The 19,093-nt window shown below is 64.0% G+C and carries 14 protein-coding genes; 10 read left to right on the top strand and 4 right to left on the bottom strand.

Annotated features, from left to right (window positions below; genetic code table 11):
* Positions 1–168 precede the first annotated feature (168 nt).
* From QOC89_RS19815 to QOC89_RS19800, 4 genes are all read left to right on the top strand, one after another.
* On the top strand, positions 169–1,434 hold the full coding sequence (locus QOC89_RS19815; RefSeq protein ID WP_323046576.1) for a cytochrome P450: 1,266 nt from the start codon (positions 169–171) through the stop codon (positions 1,432–1,434).
* A 116-nt stretch (positions 1,435–1,550) separates the two neighbouring features.
* Positions 1,551–2,564, top strand: a complete 1,014-nt coding sequence (locus QOC89_RS19810) for a Ku protein (RefSeq protein ID WP_323046575.1) — start codon at positions 1,551–1,553, stop codon at positions 2,562–2,564.
* Between the two features lie 67 nt (positions 2,565–2,631).
* Positions 2,632–5,562: a DNA ligase D gene (ligD, locus tag QOC89_RS19805; protein ID WP_323046574.1), complete on the top strand. Its 2,931-nt coding sequence runs from the start codon at positions 2,632–2,634 to the stop codon at positions 5,560–5,562.
* A gap of 44 nt (positions 5,563–5,606) precedes the next feature.
* Positions 5,607–5,909, top strand: coding sequence for a hypothetical protein (locus tag QOC89_RS19800; protein ID WP_323046573.1), 303 nt, complete (start codon positions 5,607–5,609; stop codon positions 5,907–5,909).
* Between the two features lie 55 nt (positions 5,910–5,964).
* Here QOC89_RS19800 and QOC89_RS19795 read toward each other — a convergent pair whose 3' ends face one another.
* Positions 5,965–6,954 (bottom strand): LysR family transcriptional regulator, encoded by a 990-nt coding sequence (locus QOC89_RS19795; protein WP_323046572.1) that lies wholly within the window; start codon positions 6,952–6,954, stop codon positions 5,965–5,967.
* 166 nt (positions 6,955–7,120) lie between these two features.
* Between QOC89_RS19795 and QOC89_RS19790 the strand changes: the two genes are divergently transcribed.
* Together QOC89_RS19790 and QOC89_RS19785 are read left to right on the top strand one after the other, a co-directional pair.
* Positions 7,121–8,137: a zinc-binding alcohol dehydrogenase family protein gene (locus QOC89_RS19790; RefSeq protein ID WP_323046571.1), complete on the top strand. Its 1,017-nt coding sequence runs from the start codon at positions 7,121–7,123 to the stop codon at positions 8,135–8,137.
* A gap of 263 nt (positions 8,138–8,400) precedes the next feature.
* Complete coding sequence (locus QOC89_RS19785) at positions 8,401–8,964, top strand: DUF6013 family protein (RefSeq protein WP_323046570.1); 564 nt, start codon at positions 8,401–8,403, stop codon at positions 8,962–8,964.
* A 139-nt stretch (positions 8,965–9,103) separates the two neighbouring features.
* On the opposite strand, the gene QOC89_RS19780 is transcribed toward QOC89_RS19785, so the two are convergent.
* Both QOC89_RS19780 and QOC89_RS19775 read right to left on the bottom strand, forming a co-directional pair.
* Positions 9,104–9,910: an ABC transporter permease gene (locus QOC89_RS19780; protein WP_323046569.1), complete on the bottom strand. Its 807-nt coding sequence runs from the start codon at positions 9,908–9,910 to the stop codon at positions 9,104–9,106.
* Positions 9,907–10,617 carry an ABC transporter ATP-binding protein gene (locus QOC89_RS19775; RefSeq protein WP_323046568.1) on the bottom strand — a complete coding sequence of 237 codons (711 nt, stop codon included), beginning with the start codon at positions 10,615–10,617 and terminating at the stop codon, positions 9,907–9,909. The genes QOC89_RS19780 and QOC89_RS19775 overlap by 4 nt, the downstream gene beginning before the upstream one ends.
* A gap of 209 nt (positions 10,618–10,826) precedes the next feature.
* Here QOC89_RS19775 and QOC89_RS19770 point away from each other — a divergent pair, with 209 nt between their 5' ends.
* Positions 10,827–13,328, top strand: a complete 2,502-nt coding sequence (locus QOC89_RS19770; protein WP_323046567.1) for an AsmA family protein — start codon at positions 10,827–10,829, stop codon at positions 13,326–13,328.
* A gap of 317 nt (positions 13,329–13,645) precedes the next feature.
* Here the strand turns inward: QOC89_RS19770 and QOC89_RS19765 are convergent, their stop codons facing one another.
* The gene (locus tag QOC89_RS19765; RefSeq protein WP_323046577.1) at positions 13,646–14,140 is read right to left on the bottom strand and encodes a hypothetical protein; all 495 of its coding nucleotides are present in this window, start codon (positions 14,138–14,140) and stop codon (positions 13,646–13,648) included.
* A 401-nt stretch (positions 14,141–14,541) separates the two neighbouring features.
* On the opposite strand from QOC89_RS19765, the gene QOC89_RS19760 reads away from it, so the two are divergent.
* From QOC89_RS19760 to QOC89_RS19750, 3 genes are all read left to right on the top strand, one after another.
* The gene (locus QOC89_RS19760) at positions 14,542–16,158 is read left to right on the top strand and encodes a sensor histidine kinase (RefSeq protein WP_323046566.1); all 1,617 of its coding nucleotides are present in this window, start codon (positions 14,542–14,544) and stop codon (positions 16,156–16,158) included.
* A 120-nt stretch (positions 16,159–16,278) separates the two neighbouring features.
* Complete coding sequence (locus tag QOC89_RS19755; RefSeq protein ID WP_323046565.1) at positions 16,279–16,758, top strand: response regulator; 480 nt, start codon at positions 16,279–16,281, stop codon at positions 16,756–16,758.
* A 79-nt stretch (positions 16,759–16,837) separates the two neighbouring features.
* A complete protein-coding gene (locus QOC89_RS19750) occupies positions 16,838–18,817 on the top strand; it encodes a response regulator (RefSeq protein WP_323046564.1) in 1,980 nt (659 codons plus the stop codon).
* Positions 18,818–19,093 lie beyond the last annotated feature (276 nt).

The raw sequence follows: 19,093 nt of genomic DNA, 5'->3' as shown, positions 1-19,093 counted from the left end.
GCCAGACCATCCCCTATGCAATCATCCGGCGCCCGCGTCATACTGGCGCTTCGAACGACGCCCCGCAGCCATCGAGCCTGGCGAGTCCGTACGCCATTGAGGCGCGCGGCACACCGTCCACGGCATGCATTGGCACCCACGACGAGGCGCACCACCCGGAGACAAGCCATGCCCCCCGCGATCGCCAGCGACGCATCCACCCTTGCGCGCGAGTTCGACCTGCGCCGCCTGAGCCCCGCGTTCTACACCGACCCGTACCCGGTCTACCATGCGCTGCGCACGTATGAGCCAGTCAAACGCATGCCGGACGGCTCGCTGTTCCTGACGCGTTTTCGCGACGTGCAGGCGGTCTACCGCGACCCGAAAACCTTCAGTTCCGACAAGACCGTCGAATTCAGGCCGAAGTACGGCGACTCGCCGCTCTACACCCATCACACCACCAGTCTTGTCTTCAACGACCCGCCGCGTCACACGCGGGTGCGCAAACTGATCGCCGGCGCGCTGACGGCGCGCGCGATCGCGGCCATGGAGCCGGGCCTGATCCGCCTCGTCGATGGCTTGCTCGATGCGGCCGCGGCGCGTGGCCGCATCGATCTGATCGGCGAGTTCGCATCGGCGATTCCGGTCGAGATCATCGGCAATCTGCTGGATGTGCCGCATGCGGAGCGCGAGCCGTTGCGTGACTGGTCGCTGGCGATACTCGGTGCGCTGGAGCCGTCGCTCAGCGAGGCGCAACTCGAACGGGGCAATCGCGCGGTCAGCGAATTCGTCGACTATCTGCGCGATCTGGTGACGCGGCGCCGGCGTGAACCCGGCGATCCGCAGCACGATGTACTGACGCGGCTGATTCAGGGCGAGGAGGGCGGCGAGCAGTTGTCGGAAGCGGAGCTGCTGCAAAACTGCATCTTCATCCTGAACGCCGGTCACGAGACCACCACGAATCTGATCGGCAACGGTCTCGTTACGCTGAGCGACTGGCCGGAGCAGCGCGCCGCGTTGTTGCAGGAGCCGGCGCTGATCGAGTCGGCGATCGAAGAATGTTTGCGCTTCGAGAGCTCGAATCAGCTTGGCAACCGGATGGCCACCGTCGACACGGAGATCGGCGGCGTCGCGGTGCCACGCGGTACGCCTGTCACACTGTGCATCGGCGCGGCCAATCGCGACCCCGAGCAGTTTGCGCAACCGGACCGCTTCGAGATCCGACGCGAGCCGAACCGGCATCTGGCGTTCGGCTTCGGCATTCACCAATGCGCGGGCCTGTCGCTCGCGCGACTCGAGGCGCGCATCGCCATCGGCCGCTTCGTGCAACGTTTTCCGGCGTACCGGCTCGCCGGCGAGCCGACGCGCGGTGGGCGCGTGCGGTTTCGAGGCTTTGCCGCGGTGCCGCAGGAACTCGAACCGGCCGGCGGCGCTCCGTATCTTTTGCCGACATGAGGCAAGACTTACAGCCGATTCCCGCGGCGGCCAGTGCGGCGCCGCGCCAGTCATAGCCGGAAAGCCGTGGCACGCTTGCTGCTTCACCGAAGGTCCTAGGCCTTGGGGAGCGCACGATGGCACACATGATCTGGAAGGGCGCAATCAGCTTTGGCCTGGTCCACGTACCGGTGCAGTTGTATCCGGCGACGCAGTCGGAGAAAGTCGGCTTCAATCTGCTGGACAAACGCTCGATCGATCCGATCGGCTACAAGCAGATCAACAAGCGCACCGGCAAGGATGTGACGCGCGAGAACATCGTGCGCGGCTTCGAGTATGAAAAGGACAAATACGTCGTCCTCTCGGACGACGAGATTCGCTCGGCCAATCCGGAGTCGACGCAAACGGTCGATATCCTCGCCTTCGTCGAGGCCCCGGAGATCTCGTTTCTCTATCTCGACACGCCGTACTTTCTGACGCCCGATCGCAAGGGCGAAAAGGTCTACGCATTGCTGCGTGAAGCGATGAAAGCGTCGGGCAAGATCGGCGTGGCGAGCGTCGTGCTGCACAACAAGCAGCATCTCGCGGCGCTGATTCCGGTCGGACCGGTGTTGGCATTGAACACGCTGCGCTGGGCCGCCGAAGTGCGCGACTTCGACGAATTCAAGCTGCCGCCTGACGGTATGAAGGCGGCCGGTGTCACCGCGCGCGAACTCGACATGGCGAAAAAGCTGATCGACGACATGAGCGACACGTGGGATCCCGCGCAGTATCACGACACGTTCCGCGACGACATCATGGCGCTGGTCGACCGCAAGATTCGCGCGGGTAAGACCGAGGAAATCACCGAGGTCGAAGCGCCGCACGAATCGCGTCAATCCGCCGACATTCTGGATTTGTCGGACCTGCTCAAGCGCAGCCTCGGCCGCGGCAAAGGCAAGCCGGCCGCGGGGGCGCGCAAACGTGCCGCGGACGATGACGACGAGGCCGCCGATACCGATGCCGATACCGATGCCAATGACGAGCCAGCCGCGCCCGCCCGCAAGAAACCGCGCGCGGCGCGCACCGCGAGTACGAGCCGCGGTGGCAAAAGCAGCGGCACCAGCGCGAAGGCGGCGCCGGCGGCACGCAAACGCCGCGCGGCCGCCTGATCGTTGAATTGATCGCTTACCTGCCCGACACGCCGCGCCGGCCCCACTCGCAACGAGGTCCACCTCCATGAGCGACAGGCTCGATCTCTACAATCGCAAGCGCCGTTTCGACGAAACGCCGGAGCCGTCTGGCGCGGCTGCGCGCAAGAAAGCCGGCCGTAGAACCTCGGCCCGTGATTCGAACCAGACGCTCTCGTATGTGATTCAGGAGCACGACGCGCGGCGCTTGCACTACGACTTCCGGCTCGAACTGAACGGCACCTTGCTGTCATGGGCGGTGCCCAAGGGACCGAGTCTCGATCCGTCGGTGAAACGGCTCGCGGTGCATGTCGAGGATCATCCGGTCGAATACGGCTCATTTGAAGGCGAAATCCCGCCTGGCAATTACGGCGCGGGAACGGTGATCGTGTGGGATCGCGGCACGTGGGAGCCGGTCGGCGGCGCGGCGGAGGCGGCCAGTGCGTATAAGGCGGGCAAGCTCAAATTCCGGCTCTTTGGCGAAAAACTGCACGGTGGCTGGACGCTGGTGCGCAGTCATATGCGCGGCAGCGGCGACAAGGAGCAGTGGCTGCTGATCAAGGAGCGCGACGACGAAGCCCGCGATGAAAGCGAATATGACGTCCTGAAGAAACGTCCAGGCAGTGTGCTGGCGGGCAGTGCGCCGGTGGGCAAAGGCGCCAGGTCCACGCGCTCCACCGCCGCTGCAAAAGACTCTCCATCCTCGACGACAACCGGTAAGGGCCGCGCCAAAGCCGCCTCTTCCAACCGCGCCGACCCCAAAAAAACCGACATCGTCGCCACGCGCACCACGCAATCGCTACGCGAGCTTGCCGCTTCGCCCTCGATTGAAGGTGCGCTCAAGGCCGCGTTGCCCGCCACCTTCAAGCCACAACTGGCGACGCTCGTCGACACCGCGCCACCCGGCGACGATTGGGCATACGAAATCAAGTTCGACGGTTACCGTGTGCTGGCCCGCATCGAACGAACAGCGAAGACCCGTGCGGTCACGGTGTTCACGCGAGCGGGCAACGACTGGACGGCGAAGTTCAGCAAGCAGGTGAAGGCGTTCGAACGCCTCGACATCGACAGTGCGTGGCTCGACGGTGAAGCCGTGGTGCTCGATAAAAACGGCGTGCCGAATTTTCAGGCGCTGCAAAACGCATTCGACTCGAACCGTCCGCAGGACATCGTCATCTATCTGTTCGACATTCCGTTCCTGAACGGCTACGACTTGCGCGGCGTGCCGCTTGAACAACGCCGCGCGATTTTGCGCGCATTGATGAGCGACCACGACGGCGACGGCCACGACGGCAAAGAGAGCGACGACAGCGTATTGCGTTTCTCCAACGACTTCGCATTCAGCGCCGACGATCTGCTGAAGAGCGCATGCGACATGGCGCTCGAAGGCATCATCGGCAAACGGCGCGACAGCGGCTACGCGTCGGGGCGCTCATCCTCGTGGATCAAATTGAAGTGCCGGCGGCGCCAGGAGTTCGTGATTGGCGGCTATTCGGAGCCCTCGGGCAGCCGCGCGGCGTTCGGTGCGCTGTTGCTCGGCGTGCACGACGGCCAAGGCAAGTTGCAATACGCCGGACGGGTCGGCACGGGTTTCGACGCGCCGTTGCTGCGCGCGGTCAAGAAGGAACTCGATGCGCACGAGACCAAGCGCATGCCGTTCGCCAGCGCGCCGCGCGAGCGAAGCAGGACGCCGGTGCATTGGGTCGAGCCGGTACTCGTGTGCGAATGCAATTTCGCTGAATGGACGAGCGATGGCATCGTGCGGCAGGCATCGTTCGTGAGTCTGCGCGACGACAAGCCGGCGCGGCAGATCGTCAAGGAAGCACCCCGCAAAGGAGCCGACGTGCAAGAGCAAACCGATACCGCGGCCGAGGCCGTGCCGAAGAAGCGCACGGCGAAAAAGGCCGCCGCGAGTGCCGCTCGCGAGCCTGCTAACACGAGCACCACCAGGACGTCTGCGACGAAAGCGGCTGCGACCAAAATCTCCGCAACAAAAACGTCGGCCAAAAGCACGCCGGCAGCGAAAGCTGCGGCAACCAGGACGCCCGCAAAACCCACCGCGGCGAATTCGAAAACGGCCACGACACCCGCTGAAGTCGCGGGCGTGCGCGTCTCTCATCCCGATCGCGTCATCGACAAAAGCACCGGCACCCGCAAGATCGATCTCGTGCAGTACTACGAGTCGGTTGCCGACTGGATGCTGCCGCATCTGCAGGACCGGCCGGTGTCGCTGGTGCGTGCACCCGAGGACATTGGCGGCGAGCTGTTTTTCCAGAAACACAGCCAGAAACTGTCGATTCCGAACGTGACGCAGCATCCCGGACTCGACTCCGGCCATCCGCCGCTGATTACCGTCGACACGCTTAAAGCGCTGGTCGGTGCCGCGCAAATGGGCACGGTCGAATTCCACACATGGAATGCCGTGGTGTCGAACATCGAAAAACCCGATCGCATGGTGTTCGATCTCGACCCCGATGCATCGCTCGGGTGGGACAGGATGATCGAGGCCGCGCAACTGACGCGCTCGCTGCTCGAGGAACTCGGCCTGACTTCGTTTTGCAAGACGAGCGGCGGCAAGGGGTTTCACGTCGTGGTGCCGCTCGCGAAGCAAGCCGGCTGGGACGACGTGAAGGCGTTCTCGCAAGCCGTCGCGCAGCATATGGCGGCGACGCTGCCCAAGTACTTCAGCGCGAAGATGGGTGCGCAGAATCGCAAGCAGAAGATATTCGTCGATTATCTGCGCAACAACCGGGGCTCGAGTACGGTGGCGGCATTTTCGGCGCGCGCCCGGCCGGGTCTGGGCGTTTCCGTGCCGCTCTCATGGGACGAGGTCGCCACGACGACGAGCGGCGATCAATGGACCATCGAAAACGTGCACGAGCGTCTCGAAGACCTGAAGCGCGACCCGTGGGCGGACTATGCGAAGACGCGTCAGCGCATCACCACGGCAATGAAAAAACGTCTGGACGATGCGCAGTGACCCCGATCCAGCCGAACTCGTTCAATCTGAAACAGGAGCACGTCATGAAAGCCACACCGCAATCGTCCGACGGCGACAAGCAAGCCGACCCGCATGCAAAGAAGCATCCGCGATCGATGCAGGAGGCGTCCGCGCCGCTGCCGCACGAAACCGATCAGGACCCGGAATCGCAGCACGAGGACAATCCGCGGCATGTCGGCAAGCAGGCGCATAGCGACATCGAGCGCGGACTCGAGGATACGGACCGCCGGGGCGGCGGCGAGTATCAGCAAAAGACGCAGAATGACGCGCACACGGATGTCAATTCCGGTGGCAACGCAGGAGGGGGCGGGCGCGGCAAACGCTGAGGGTGCCGGTGAGTTTCGCCGGCAACCTTCGCGGCGCGCCGGTCCGGCGCCAGGCTCATTCCGGATCAACGTCCCAATAAGGCGGATCCCCAAAATGCCCGGCGAGGAATTCGATGAACGCGAGCGCCCTGGGCGGCACAAACGCGCGACTCGGACACACCGCCCAGATCGCCACATTCTCCGCGAGCGGATAGCTGTCGAGCACGCTCACCAGTTCGCCGCTGCGCAGATACGGCGCCACGTCCCAGGTCGATTTGAGCGCGATGCCGAAACCGTTTAGCAACGCGTCGCGAATCACTTCGCCGTTATCGGTGACGAGGCGTCCGCTCACCCGCACCTCGAGCGCTCCGGCGGGCGTCATGAAGGCCCAGTCGCGCTGGTCCGACAGGATCATGCATTCATGCTGCGCGAGGTCCGAAGGATGATGCGGCATGCCATGCGCGGCGAGATAGGCGGGCGCGGCGCACACCACGCGGCGGTTCACGGCGAGGCGCCGCGCCACCAGCGACGAATCCTTGAGTACGCCGACGCGGATGGCCACGTCGATACCCGCATCGACCAGATCGGTCAGCTTATCCGTCAGCCGCAGATCGACGCTCACGCCCGGATAGCGGCGCAGGAATTCGCAGATCACCGGCGACACGTGCTGCCGCCCGAACGACGACGACATCGACACCCGCAAGCGTCCTTGCGGCTCGGCCTGCGCGCGGCCCACCGAGGCGCGTGCGGTGTCGGCCGCGTCGAGCAGCGCCTGGGCGCGTGTCATGAACACTTCGCCATCTTGCGTGAGACTGATGCGGCGTGTGGTCCGATGCAGCAGCCGCGCGCCCAGCAGCCTTTCCAACTGCGCGATGCGCGAACTCGCCACCGCCGCCGACAGGCCGAATTCCCGGCCAGCCGCCGACACGTTGGCCAGCAGGGCGGCCCGCACGAACAGGGCGACGTCGAGCAAATCGAGCCGTTCCCGTTCGCTGGAAGAGGCTTGGGCGGCGGGTTTTGCAACGGATGTCGCAGCGGACGTCGCAGAATCAGCAGGAAGGTCCATTCTTCTGAAATCCAAAAAGATGTTTCAGCCATTATGATGCTTTTATGAAAAGAAAAACCCGCTTAGGATGACGTCCATGCAATCGATTGCTGTCGCGGCGCCCAACGCCGCCGGTAACGGTCGCCGATCTCTCAACTTCATCTGAACTGAAAGCACAGGAGCTGTGATGAAAGCCGTAGGCCTCTATCGTTATTTGCCGATCGATCAAGCTGAATCGCTGGTCGACGTCGAGATTCCCACACCCGAAGCCACCGCCCGCGATCTGCTGGTGAAGGTCGAAGCCATTTCCGTCAATCCGGTCGACACCAAGGTGCGCGCACCGAAGGACACCGTCGAAAAAGCGCCGCGTGTACTCGGCTGGGACGCCGCCGGCACGGTGGTGGCGGTCGGTCCGGAGGTCACGCTGTTCAAGGTCGGCGATCCGGTTTTCTACGCCGGCAGCATCACGCGGCCGGGGGCGAATAGCGAGTTTCATCTGGTCGACGAGCGCATTGTCGGGCGCAAACCGGCGTCGCTCGATTTCACCCACGCCGCTGCGTTGCCGTTGACCGCGATCACCGCCTGGGAGGCACTCTTCGACCGCCTCGGCGTGTCGCCGCAAGGCGCGGACGAAGGCCGCACGGTCCTGATCGTCGGCGGGGCGGGCGGGGTCGGTTCGATCGGTATCCAGTTGGCCAAACAACTCGCGAAACTGAAAGTGATCGCGACCGCGTCGCGTCCCGAGTCGGCCAGGTGGGCCACGGAGTTGGGCGCGGATCATATTGTCGATCACTTCGACGACATGCCGGCGCAACTGAAAAAGCTCGGCATCGACCAGGTCGATTACGTGCTGATCTTCAACGACACCGACAAGAATTTCCCGGCCGCCGCCGAAGTGGTCAAGCCGCAGGGCGGCATATGCTCGATCGTCGAAAACAGTCGCCCGGTGCCGATCGAATTGTTGAAGGCGAAAAGCGCCGCGTTTCACTGGGAGTTCATGTACACGCGTTCGATGTTCGGCACCCCGGACATGATCGAGCAACATAAGCTACTGACCGAGGTGGCCCGTCTCATCGACGCGGGCACCTTGCGCACGACGGTCGGCCAGCATCTCGGCCAGATCAACGCGGCGAATCTGCGCCGTGCGCATCAGTTGCTCGAAGCGGGACGCGCGATCGGCAAGCTGGTGCTGACGGGCTTCTGAGCGGCGTGAGCCTGGCGCTTCTGGTACATCGAACGCGCAGAAAGCGCTTCAACGCAAGGGGGGTAACACCCAATTCGCAGGAAGCGCGCGCAGCGCCGCTTGGCGGTAGACTGGTGGGGCATCATGCTAAAACGGTTGCGTGTCTCGCGGCTCGTCTGGCCGGGTCCCAACGGGCCTCATCAGCCTCATCAGGTTTCGGTCAGGCGGTGCAGTGGCTATAGCGCTTAAGCGGGCGCGCAGCGGCACAACAACGAGGTGACAGTATGAGCTCCAGCTTCAAACTCTCCGCCGTTTCAGTTGTCGCTTCTCTCGCATGCGCGCTCGCGCCCGGCATGTTCGTGCCGGCGGCTCACGCAGCCACACCGATCACGGTGACGTCGCAGTCCGCCCTCGACGGTCCGATCCGTTACACGGTCCGCGTCACGTCGAAACAGTTCGGCAATTCACAGGAAACGCGCACGATCCGCTCCGGCGAATCAGACGATTTCACGTGGAAAACCGTGCCGCCCGGCGGTCCGGTGCCCGCCACGGACAGCTGTCCGAATTACGCGTCGCTGCCGGTCGATAGCAACGGCGCGATGATTCGCCAGACGCAGATCCGCTTTGCGCCGGTGGTCGGCGGTGACGGCACGGCGTCCGTGCAATTGAGCTTTCAGGCGCAGACGCCGCATGGCGTGAAGACGGTGACGAGCGGCGGCAAAACGCTCAAGTGTCCGAACGACGTGACCGTCAGCCAGATTCTGCGTTTTACGATGCCGACCAACGGCAGCACGAAGACGCTGACGCTCAATGACGGCACCGAAGTGGCCGTGACCGCGAAACGTTGACGCTCACGCGACGCGACGATGGGCTGAGCGGCGAGCCGGCGACGCAATCTCGCCGCCGTGTGCGCGTTTGTTGTCTCGCTGAACGTCACTTAGCGCCACTCAGCAAAACTCGCCGCCATTCAGCGCCATTCAGCCCCGCTCACCGCCGCGCCATGGCCCGCTCCACCAGCCGTCCCGCGAGAAACCGGTGCTCCGCCGAGAAGAGCCGCCGATACGTGAGCAGCACCGCCCCCACCGTTCCCAACGCTGACGCCGCCGCGATCAGGAACATGATCACGATCTGATAGCGCACCGCCTGCAACGGCGACTGTCCGGCCAGCACCTGCCCGGTCATCATGCCGGGCAGACTCACCACGCCGACCACGGCCATCTGATTCAGCGTGGGCATCATGCCCGCCCGCACCGCCTGGCGCGCCGGTGCCTGGGCCGCCTCCCAGCGCGTCGCGCCGAGCGCGAGCGCCATGTCCACACGGTCACGCCGCGCGGTCAGTTCCTCGGTCATCCGCTCGATACCGAGCGACACACCGGTGAGCGTATTGCCGAGGATCATGCCGAGAATCGGAATCGCATACTGCGGCTCGTACCAGGGATGAATGCGGATCACCACGAAGAGTCCGACCGCGGCGACCAGCCACGAACTGACCCAGATCGACAGCACGCTGTCCGCACGTTGACCCGCGTACGTGCGGCTGCCGCGCTGCGCGCCCGCGAAGCCGGCGATCAGCGTCATCAGGATCATCAAGGGCAGCACCACGAACCAGTGATCGTAATGGAACACCCAGCCGAGCACATAGCCGATGGCCAGCAACTGCACGACGGTGCGCACCGCCGCCCACGCGAGCTTGCGTTCGAGGTCCAGCTTGAGCGCCACCGACACCACGCCGTTCACCACGATCAGCAACGCGGCGATCGCGACGTCCCAGAGACTCAGGTTTTGCAAGGTCATCGGTCGAGCTCCTGGGGCGCGTGCGTTGCCGCGGATTCATCGAGCACACCGGCGCGCATCGTCAGGTGCCGTTCGCTCATACGCGCGGCTTGCGCCGGATCGTGCGACACCCAGATCGACGCATGCCGGCCCGGCTCGGCGTCGAACCATGCGTGCACCAGACCTTCGATCGCGTGCGACGACTCCGGGTCGAGCGAGGCGGTGGGTTCGTCGAGCAGCAGCACTTCGGGCGCGAGTTGCAGAACCCGGATCAGCGCGGTGATCTGCGCCTCGCCGCCGGACAACTCGCTCGCGCGTTTGTCGAGAAAGTCAGCGGCACGGCCGGCCTGGGCGGCGAGCTTCGCGGCGCGCGCGCGATCGAAACGCACGTCGCGATAGGTCCGCAATTCGAACGGGTAACGCAGATTGTCCTCAACGCTGCCGTCGAGTAGCGCGGGCCGCTGCCGGATATACGCGACGTTGCGCCGGTAACGTGGAATGGCGGCGCGCTCGACCGGCGCACCATGCCACATGATGCGTCCGGCATCGAGCGGATCGAGCAGGGCAAGGGCGCGCAGAAACACGCTCTTGCCCGACCCCGATGGACCGGTGATCGCGACGCGGTCGCCCGCGCCGAGGGCGAAGCGGGTCGGTTGCAGCAGGGTTTGGCCGCGCAAGGCATCGCGTCGGGCGATGCCCTCGGCGAGGACGAAGGGAACATCGGTCATGAGTGGGATCGTGGTGGATGATTTGCGTTGAATCAGACGCCGCGCAGACATTGCAACGGCGTTCTGGTTGACGGCATGCTGCGTCCGAATTATTGCGCGAACCCGCGCTCGAACTGTGCGACATGATGCCATGACACCTGTTGGACACGACCTCCAGGCACGATACGTGCTGCTCCGATCCACAACGAAGAGCAAGGCGGAGCTTCTCAATGGCAGTGTCGAGCACGACTCGAAGGCGGGTAGGCAAAATCATCGCATGGCTGGTGGCGATCATCGTCGTTCTGATTGTTGCGCTGATCATTTTCATTCTGACCTTCGACTGGAACCGGGCCCGCCCTTACATCGACGACAAGGTCACCCAGGCGATCGGCCGGCCGTTCGCGATCAACGGCGATCTGAAAGTAGGCTGGCGGCATCCGGTCGGCGAAACCGGCTGGCGGGGCTGGGTGCCCTGGCCGCGTTTCTCGGCGGCCAATATCACGATCGGCAACCCCGAATGGACTAAACAACCGCACTTTGCCACGCTCGATGAAATCGATTTCGAGGTCGAGGTGTTGCCGCTGCTCGCGCACGACATCGTGATTCCCGCGATCAACCTTGTGAATCCGTCGGTCGATCTGGAGCGCGTGCTGGATGGGCGCAACAACTGGACCTTCAAACTGCCGGCTTCCACGGGTCCTTCCGAATGGAAGCTCGATCTGCACGACATCGCGTTTGCCAAGGGCAATATCGCGCTGTCCGATCAGCAGAAGAAGGTCGAGATGCAGATTGCCATCGATACACTCGGTCAACCGATTCCGATCGGCGAGGCGATGAAGCAGCAGGAGGCGGCCTCGCGTAGTGCCTCGGCGGAGGCGATCGGGAAAGCCGGCGCGAACAGGCTTACTGCTCAGGCTAATGCGCAGGCTGCCTCGGAAGCGGCGGCGGCTTCCGCGGCGGCGGCATCCGGCGCGTCGTCGACGGATATCACCGCATCGGGCACGACGCCGGCGAATGGCGCTTCGGGTGCGCTGGTTGCCGGTGGGTCGAGCGGTGCGAGTGGCGTGAGTGGAACCAGAGGTGCAAGCGGTGCCAGCGAGAGCGCGGCAGCGGCTTCCGCGTCGAACGCCAGCGAGGCCGGCGCGCCGAACGGCGCGAAGCCGGTGACTCCGCCGTATGCGATCGGCTGGACCGTCAAGGGGACGTACAACAAGACGCCGGTGTCCGGCAGCGGCAAGGTGGGCGGCGTGCTGGCGTTGCAGGACGCGAACCGTCCGTTTCCCGTGCAGGCCGATGTGAAGGCCGGCGATCTGCATGTCGGCCTCGTGGGCACGGTCACCGATCCGGCGCATCTCGCCGCGGTCGATTTGCGTCTCTGGCTGCAAGGTAACAACCTTGCGCGTCTCTATTCGCTGACGGGCGTGACCTTGCCCGACACGCCGCCCTATGCGACCGAAGGGCGTCTGGTCGGACAGTTCAAGTCCAGCGGCAACGTCTTCAAGTATGAAAATTTTACAGGCCGGGTAGGCGGCAGCGATCTGAATGGCTCGCTGATCTATACGGCACGTGAACCGCGTCCGCTGTTGCAGGGCGAACTGGTGTCGCATCTGCTGCAATTCTCCGATCTTGCGCCGGTCATCGGCGCGGATTCGAACGCGAGCAAGGCCAAGCGCGGTGATGCGACGGCGCAGCCGGGCAACAAGGCGTTGCCTGTCGAAGAGTTCCGCACCGACCGTTGGAAAGCGATCGACGCCGACGTCAAGTTCACCGGCCGCCGCATCGTGAAGAGCCCCGACCTGCCGATCACGGACTTGTACACCCACGTCGTGATGACCGACGGCGTGCTGTCGCTCGAGCCGTTGAAGTTCGGCGTGGCGGGCGGCTCACTGTCATCCAATATTCACCTGGACGGCAGCACGACGCCGCTGAAGGGCCGCTTCGCGACCTCGGCGCGGCATCTGAAGCTCAAGCAGTTGTTCCCGAGCTTCAAAACGATGCAGAACGCGCTCGGCGAAATCAACGGCGACGCCGCGCTGACCGCGACGGGCAATTCGCCGGCGGCCTTGGCGGCGACGTCGAACGGCGAGGTGAAGGCCTTGGTCACCGATGGCACGGTGAGCCGTCTGCTGATGGAAGCAGCGGGGCTGAACGTGGCCAACGTGGTCTATGAAAAGCTGTTCGGAAAACGCGACGTGAAGATCAACTGCGCCGCGGCCGACTTCGTCGCGACGAACGGCGTCCTGGATTCGCGTGTGTTCGCGCTCGATACGGAAGACGCGGTGATCGACATCGACGGCAACGTAAATCTGCGCGACGAGAGCATGGATCTTGGCGTGCATCCGCATACGAAGGGCTTCCGGGTGTTCTCGCTGCGCTCGCCGCTGTATGTGAAGGGGACCTTCAAGGATCCGCACGTGGGCGTGAATGCCGCCGCGCTGGCGCTGCGAGGCGGCGCCGCTGTCGGACTCGGCCTGATCAATCCGTTTGCGGCACTGATTCCGCTGCTTGCGCCTAGCAATAACAAACCGCTGCCGTGCGGGCAGTTGCTGTCCCAGGTTCGGCAGGCGCCGACCGCGCCGTCACCGGGCGTCAAGCAGCAGCCAAAAACGGCGATTTCGCTCGACGGCGTGCCCGTCAACAAATCGTCGGGTGGCGCTTCCGCACCGGCTGCGTCCGAAAAGAAACCGGCTGTCGTGTCGCCGGCCAGTGCGGCCGAATATAAGGGGAGCTGATGTTTTTCCCCGTGCCCGTGGATTGGTGGAGTTGGACGTTCGGCGCCGCCCTTTCCTTGATTTTCTTGTGGCTGATCAGCGTTCCCCCGCCACGGGGCGAACCTTGACTGAGCAACCGGAAAAAGGAAAGGCTGCGATGGCGCAGGCGTGCGGTCAGTCCGGCGCGGCGCGCGCAAACGGGAAATAATGACAGAAGGAAGATGCCACAGGCGCGCGGTCAACCAACGCGGCGCGTGAACGAGAAATGACAGGAGGGGATGCAGCGCCGCTGACCTACGGACAACGGCGCTGCCACAGAAAGGAACCAGAAAGAAGACTTATCTTAACGAGCGCGGCGCGGCGTCTCCCGCAGCGTCCTGCCTGCGAAGCCCACGACGGCTGCTCCCCACGCGGGTCGCGCCAAATTCCGTGAGGATCTTGCCGCGAGCCCGGCTCGCAAAGACCAGGAATCCAAAGCCATCGGCCTCATACCAGTACCCGCCGTTCTCGAGTCCATCGAGCGGCTGTTCCAACGCATTGGTAATGGATTCGATGCAACGCCGCCGCAATTCGGCGGGCGCGGGATAGGGCGGTTGTGCACCTCGTACGCTGCACAGGAGAACGTCGAGCCCGGGCAGCACATGCGCATAGAGCACTGGCTCGTCTTGCGCACGAGCGCGCGCGATTTTGGTGTCGAGCTGACCGAACGGCTTGAAATGCCGTAGTACCGCGAGGAACGACTCATCGCCGTCCACCTTCGCGCGCCTACGCTTTTTCGGGAAGGACATAAAAATTCGCCTGAAAAAGAATTGCAAGAAACGCAGCGTCCTCATGCGACAACTCCCGGCTTCGCGCGCCGCACGTCGATCTTTTATAGCATACGACAAGGCCGGATTCACGGTGATTCGACGACTGCGCCGCCCCACCGCTTCCCGCACGAATCATGCCGAACCGCCTCGCCGCGCGCTTTCGCTTCCCAGCACATCTGTCTCCATCATAGACGCACACGCCGCCGAAAAAACATCTCGTACCAATAAAAAAGTCATTTTTGTGTGGGCGAGCGCATCTTGCCGCTACGTTGAAATATCTCACATTCACGTCGATAATGGCCCGTCCGCTCGCTGCGCGGTGGGCTCGCCAATCTGGCACCGCGAGGGCGCGCCCGCATGGCGAGGCCTGCGGTTCGGGCGCGCCGCCGCGGCACGAGTGACCCTTCGCGACCCTTCGGGCGAACATGAAACTATTCACCAAGGGTCTGCTGCTGATTGCAGTGCCGAGCGTGGTCGAACTGGCGCTTCTGGGCGTCGTCTTCGATACCCAGGAGCAGACAGCGCAGGCCGCGCAGTGGGTCAGCAACAGCAAACAGATCCTGTATCAGTCGTCGGCCATGATCGATCCGCTGCTGCGTCAGGCCGCGCGGGTCCGCACGAGCATGGTGGTGGGCGATCCGTCGTTTATCGACCGTCACACCGTGTGGGTCGATCTCGGCGACCGGCTTTCGAATCTCGAGACGCTGGTGGCCGATACGCCGCAACAGGTCGAGCGCGTGCGCAAGATGCGGCAGGCAATCGACGCGTATCGCGAGCAGGCCGCCACGGTCTCGCAGGCGCTGCACGCCGGGCGCCGCGTGAATTCGTTCGTCTCGCTGGACAGTGGCGCGCTCCCGCGGCAGATCGCGTTGTTTCGCAACGAGCTCGCTGATTTTACTAACGAGGCTTCGCGGCTCGACGCCGAGCGCGGTGCGGCCCTGACACGGCGCCGCGAACGCCAGCAATCCGCGCTGATCGCCGCGGTGCTGGGTTCGATGCTGATCTGGGCGGCCACCGCCATGGTGTTTGCGCGCAGCATCGGGCGGCGGCTGGAGGTGTTGACGGATAATGCCGAATGTCTGGGCAATGGGCGGCAACTCGCGGCGCCGCTCTCCGGCAGCGACGAAATTGCCGCGCTCGACGCGGTGCTGCACCAGACCGGCGCGCGCCTGCGCGAGGCCGAAAGCAAGCAGGCCCTGCTGAAAGCACGGCTCGAAGCGCGCGCGGGGGAACTGGCGGGCGTCAACGAAGAGTTGCGGCAGGAGACGCAAGACAACGAAATGTTCATCTACAGCGTGTCGCACGATCTGCGCTCGCCGTTGGTGAATCTGCAGGGCTTTTCGAAAGAATTGCAGGTGTCGTGCGACGAACTGGACAGTGTCGTCGTGGCGGCGAAACTGCCGGAGGCCGAGCATCGGCGGATGGTGCATATCCTCGACGGCGACGTGCGCGAATCGCTGCAATATTTGCGCACCGCGGTGACGCAGGCGGCGTCGATCATCGACGCGTTATTGCGGATCTCGCGGGCCGGCCGGCTCGAATACCAGTGGCAGCGGGTGAGTGTCGGACGGGTAGTGGGCCGCGTGGTCGATGCGCTGCAGAGTGCGATCGGGCAGCGCGAAGCGGTGGTCACCGTGCGCGAATTGCCGCCCGCATGGGGCGATCCGGGCGCGATCGAACAGATTTTCAGCAACCTGATCGGCAACGCGATCAATTATCTCGACCCGGCGCGCCATGGGCGCATCGAGATCGGCGCATTGGAGCCGGAGCTGGAAGCGTTCGACGAGAGGGAGCCACGCGCGTTGCGCACGCGCACCTATTATGTGCGCGACAACGGCCTCGGCATTCCGGCGGCGTATATGTCGAAAGTATTCCGGGCGTTTCAGCGTCTGCACGGCGATGTCGCGAACGGCGACGGGATCGGCCTCGCGGTGGTGCGGCGGATGGTGGAACGGCATGGCGGCCGCGTGTGGGTCGAGTCGGCGGAAGGCGCGGGGTCGACCTTTTTCGTGGTGTTGCCGGAACAGCCCGCGCGCCTTTGAGCCAGAATTGAGGCGGGGTTGAATCGGGTTGAGCCGCGGTTGAACCGTAATGCGCCGCAGGGGACACTGTGGGGACAGTTAAAGCATGATGCAAAAATGGATCGTCAGCACGGAGGGCATATGAGTCACGGGGAAACGGTCAGCATCGTGTTGATCGAAGATGACGACGGCCACGCCACGCTGGTCGAGCGCAATCTGCGCCGCGCCGGTATTTCGAACGGCTTCGTGCGCTTTCGCGACGGCCAGCAGGCGCTCGATTATTTCTTCGGCCCCGCGCCGGCGAACGCCGCCGCGAGTCCGTACCCGCCGCGCGAGGACCTGACGAATTTCGTCGTGCTGCTCGATCTGAAAATGCCGCGCGTGGACGGCTTCGAGGTGTTGCGGCGGCTGAAGGATTCGCCGCAGACCGCCGCGGTGCCCGTGATCGTGCTGACCACGACCGACGATCCACGTGAAATTGCGCGCTGCTACGAGCTCGGCTGCAACGTCTATATCACCAAGCCGGTCGAGTACGATGCGTTTATCGAAGCGGTGCGCCGTCTCGGCTTCTTCCTGCAGGTGGTGAAGCTGCCGCCGGGGCACCGCTTGACGGCACCGTGACAGAAGCACGCTGTGAAGGCGCTGCGAAAGCAGCCCGTGACAAGATAAGCACACCAGACCTAGCGAAAGAAGACTCCGCATGACCCATGAAGTGCCCACGCAGCCCGCCGCGTATGTGCTGGTCGTCGATGACGACGAAGGCATCCTGCGGCTCGCGCGCAAGTCGCTCGAACGCGCCGGCTGCCGTGTTGCAATCTGTCCGGGTATCGAGGCCGCCCGCGAGCGGCTCGCCGCGGGCGCCCCCGACCTGCTCGTGCTCGACTATCAGTTGAACGGTGCGGAGAGCGGCCTCGACTTCTTTCGCCGCTTGCGCGCGGAAGGCGTGCGGATTCCCGCCATCCTCGTGACCGGCTTCACGGACGAATCTCGCGTGATCGAGGCATTGCGCGCCGGCGTATCCGACGTGGTGCCGAAATCCGGCGATTACCTCGACTACCTGCCCGAGGCGGTGGAGCGCGTGCTCTCGCAGGTGCGCTTGCAGAAGGCGTCGGATGAAGCGTTGCTGCTGCGTGACCGCGAACAGCACTACCGCACCTTGTCAGAGGCGTTGCCACACCTTGTGCTGACCTGCAATGCCGCGGGTGATTGCGATTTCCTTTCGAAGCAGTGGTTCGACTACACGGGATTGACGGAAAGCAGCTCGTACGGTCTCGCGTGGCTCGACGCGGTGCATGCCGACGATCGCGAAGAGATTCGTCGTACCTGGCTCAAGGCCGTGACGAGCCGTGCCGGCGATTATCGGCACGAACTGCGGATTCGCCGCCACGACGGCGAATATCGCTGGTTCGACGCCCGCGCGGTCTCCATGCGCGACGCCGACGGCAACGTCAGCAAATGGTTCGGCAGCTGCACCGACATTCATGCCCAGCGCGAGGCAATCGAGGAACGCGAACGGCTGCTCGCCTCGGAACAGGCCGCCCGCCAGATCGCCGAAGAAGCCAATCGTGCGAAGGACCGCTTCCTCGCCATGCTGTCGCATGAATTGCGCACGCCGCTTACGCCGGTATTGGCGGGCGCCAGCGTGCTGGAGATGATTCCCGGTCTGCCCGATCAGGCGCGCGCGAGCGTGCGTATGATCCGCCGTAACGTCGAACTCGAGGCGCGTTTGATCGACGATCTGCTCGATCTCACGCGGGTGGCGAACGGCAAGCTCCGTTTGTCGCTCGAAACCGTCGACGTGCACGAAGTGATGGACAGCGTGCTCGAACTTTTTCGCAGCGAGATTCAGGTCAAGCAACAGGACGTGCACGTCTGCAAGAACGCTCAGAACCACTATGTGCTCGCCGATCGCGCGCGCTTGCAGCAGATGCTGTGGAACCTGATTCGCAACGCCGCCAAGTTCACGCCCGACGGCGGCCATATCTATGTGCGCACACGCGATGAACGCATGCACGTGCAGATCTCGGTCGAAGATACGGGCATCGGCATCGAGCCCGAGCAGATCGGCAAACTGTTCAACGCATTCGAACAGGGCAACCAGAACATGACGCGGCAGTTCGGTGGGCTGGGCCTCGGGCTTGCGATCACCAAGGCACTGACCGATGTGCACGGCGGCACGGTGATCGCCCAGAGCCCAGGCGCGCACTGCGGCGCGACGTTCACGATTACGCTGCCCACTGCGGCTCCGCCGGTCGAATCAACCCCCGTTGCAACGCCCGATGAGGTGCATTCTCCCGGCCTCCTGACCATTTTGTTGATCGAAGACCACGTGGATACCGCCGAAGTCATGGCGCAGCTGATTCGCAGTCTGGGTCACGACGTGACGACAGTCGGCCGGGTGGACGACGCATTGGCCGCCACCCAGTCGCAGACGTTCGATCTGGTGATCAGCGACGTGGGCTTGCCCGATGGCACCGGCCTTGATTTCGTCAAAGCGTTCCGCGAGCATTCGGATGCACCGGCGGTCGCATTAACCGGCTTCGGTACGGACGAAGATGTGCGCCGTTGCCTGAGCGCCGGCTTTACTTCGCATCTGACGAAGCCTGTCAATTTCGGACAACTCGAGACGATGATCGAAAGCGCGGTGAGCCTGAAGGCGGAAAAGGAAAACGACGCTTAAGGGTTCGCGGTGTCGATTGGATCGGCGTAATGTGCGCGCGGTATGAAAAAGGCCTGTGGCGAATGCTTCGCAACAGGCCTTCTTTTTTATTCGCGCCGGTTAATGGGCCCGCGCCAAATGTTAATTCCGCTTAGTGTGACTCGGCCTGGCCTCACGCGCCTTGGCGCGGCGGCGAGTTCTTCAGCGAATCGCGGATTTCGCGCAGCAGCAGGACGTCTTCCGGCGGGGGCGGCGGCTCTGCCGGAGCGGCTTCAAGCGGCTTGCGCAGATTGTTGA

The organism is Paraburkholderia sp. (genome assembly GCF_034668105.1).
In the GTDB taxonomy this organism is placed as follows: Bacteria; Pseudomonadota; Gammaproteobacteria; order Burkholderiales; family Burkholderiaceae; genus Paraburkholderia.
Note: the sequence above shows the minus strand (reverse complement) of the source record. Positions and strands in the feature narration are given on the sequence as shown.

Bases quoted from the DNA above. Each gene is read 5' to 3' on its own strand.
- QOC89_RS19815 (WP_323046576.1), top strand. From the start codon at position 169: ATGCCCCCCGCGATCGCCAGCGACGCATCCACCCTTGCGCGCGAGTTC.
- QOC89_RS19810 (WP_323046575.1), top strand. From the start codon at position 1,551: ATGGCACACATGATCTGGAAGGGCGCAATCAGCTTTGGCCTGGTCCAC.
- ligD (WP_323046574.1), top strand. From the start codon at position 2,632: ATGAGCGACAGGCTCGATCTCTACAATCGCAAGCGCCGTTTCGACGAA.
- QOC89_RS19800 (WP_323046573.1), top strand. From the start codon at position 5,607: ATGAAAGCCACACCGCAATCGTCCGACGGCGACAAGCAAGCCGACCCG.
- QOC89_RS19795 (WP_323046572.1), bottom strand. From the start codon at position 6,954: ATGGACCTTCCTGCTGATTCTGCGACGTCCGCTGCGACATCCGTTGCA.
- QOC89_RS19790 (WP_323046571.1), top strand. From the start codon at position 7,121: ATGAAAGCCGTAGGCCTCTATCGTTATTTGCCGATCGATCAAGCTGAA.
- QOC89_RS19785 (WP_323046570.1), top strand. From the start codon at position 8,401: ATGAGCTCCAGCTTCAAACTCTCCGCCGTTTCAGTTGTCGCTTCTCTC.
- QOC89_RS19780 (WP_323046569.1), bottom strand. From the start codon at position 9,910: ATGACCTTGCAAAACCTGAGTCTCTGGGACGTCGCGATCGCCGCGTTG.
- QOC89_RS19775 (WP_323046568.1), bottom strand. From the start codon at position 10,617: ATGACCGATGTTCCCTTCGTCCTCGCCGAGGGCATCGCCCGACGCGAT.
- QOC89_RS19770 (WP_323046567.1), top strand. From the start codon at position 10,827: ATGGCAGTGTCGAGCACGACTCGAAGGCGGGTAGGCAAAATCATCGCA.
- QOC89_RS19765 (WP_323046577.1), bottom strand. From the start codon at position 14,140: ATGAGGACGCTGCGTTTCTTGCAATTCTTTTTCAGGCGAATTTTTATG.
- QOC89_RS19760 (WP_323046566.1), top strand. From the start codon at position 14,542: ATGAAACTATTCACCAAGGGTCTGCTGCTGATTGCAGTGCCGAGCGTG.
- QOC89_RS19755 (WP_323046565.1), top strand. From the start codon at position 16,279: ATGAGTCACGGGGAAACGGTCAGCATCGTGTTGATCGAAGATGACGAC.
- QOC89_RS19750 (WP_323046564.1), top strand. From the start codon at position 16,838: ATGACCCATGAAGTGCCCACGCAGCCCGCCGCGTATGTGCTGGTCGTC.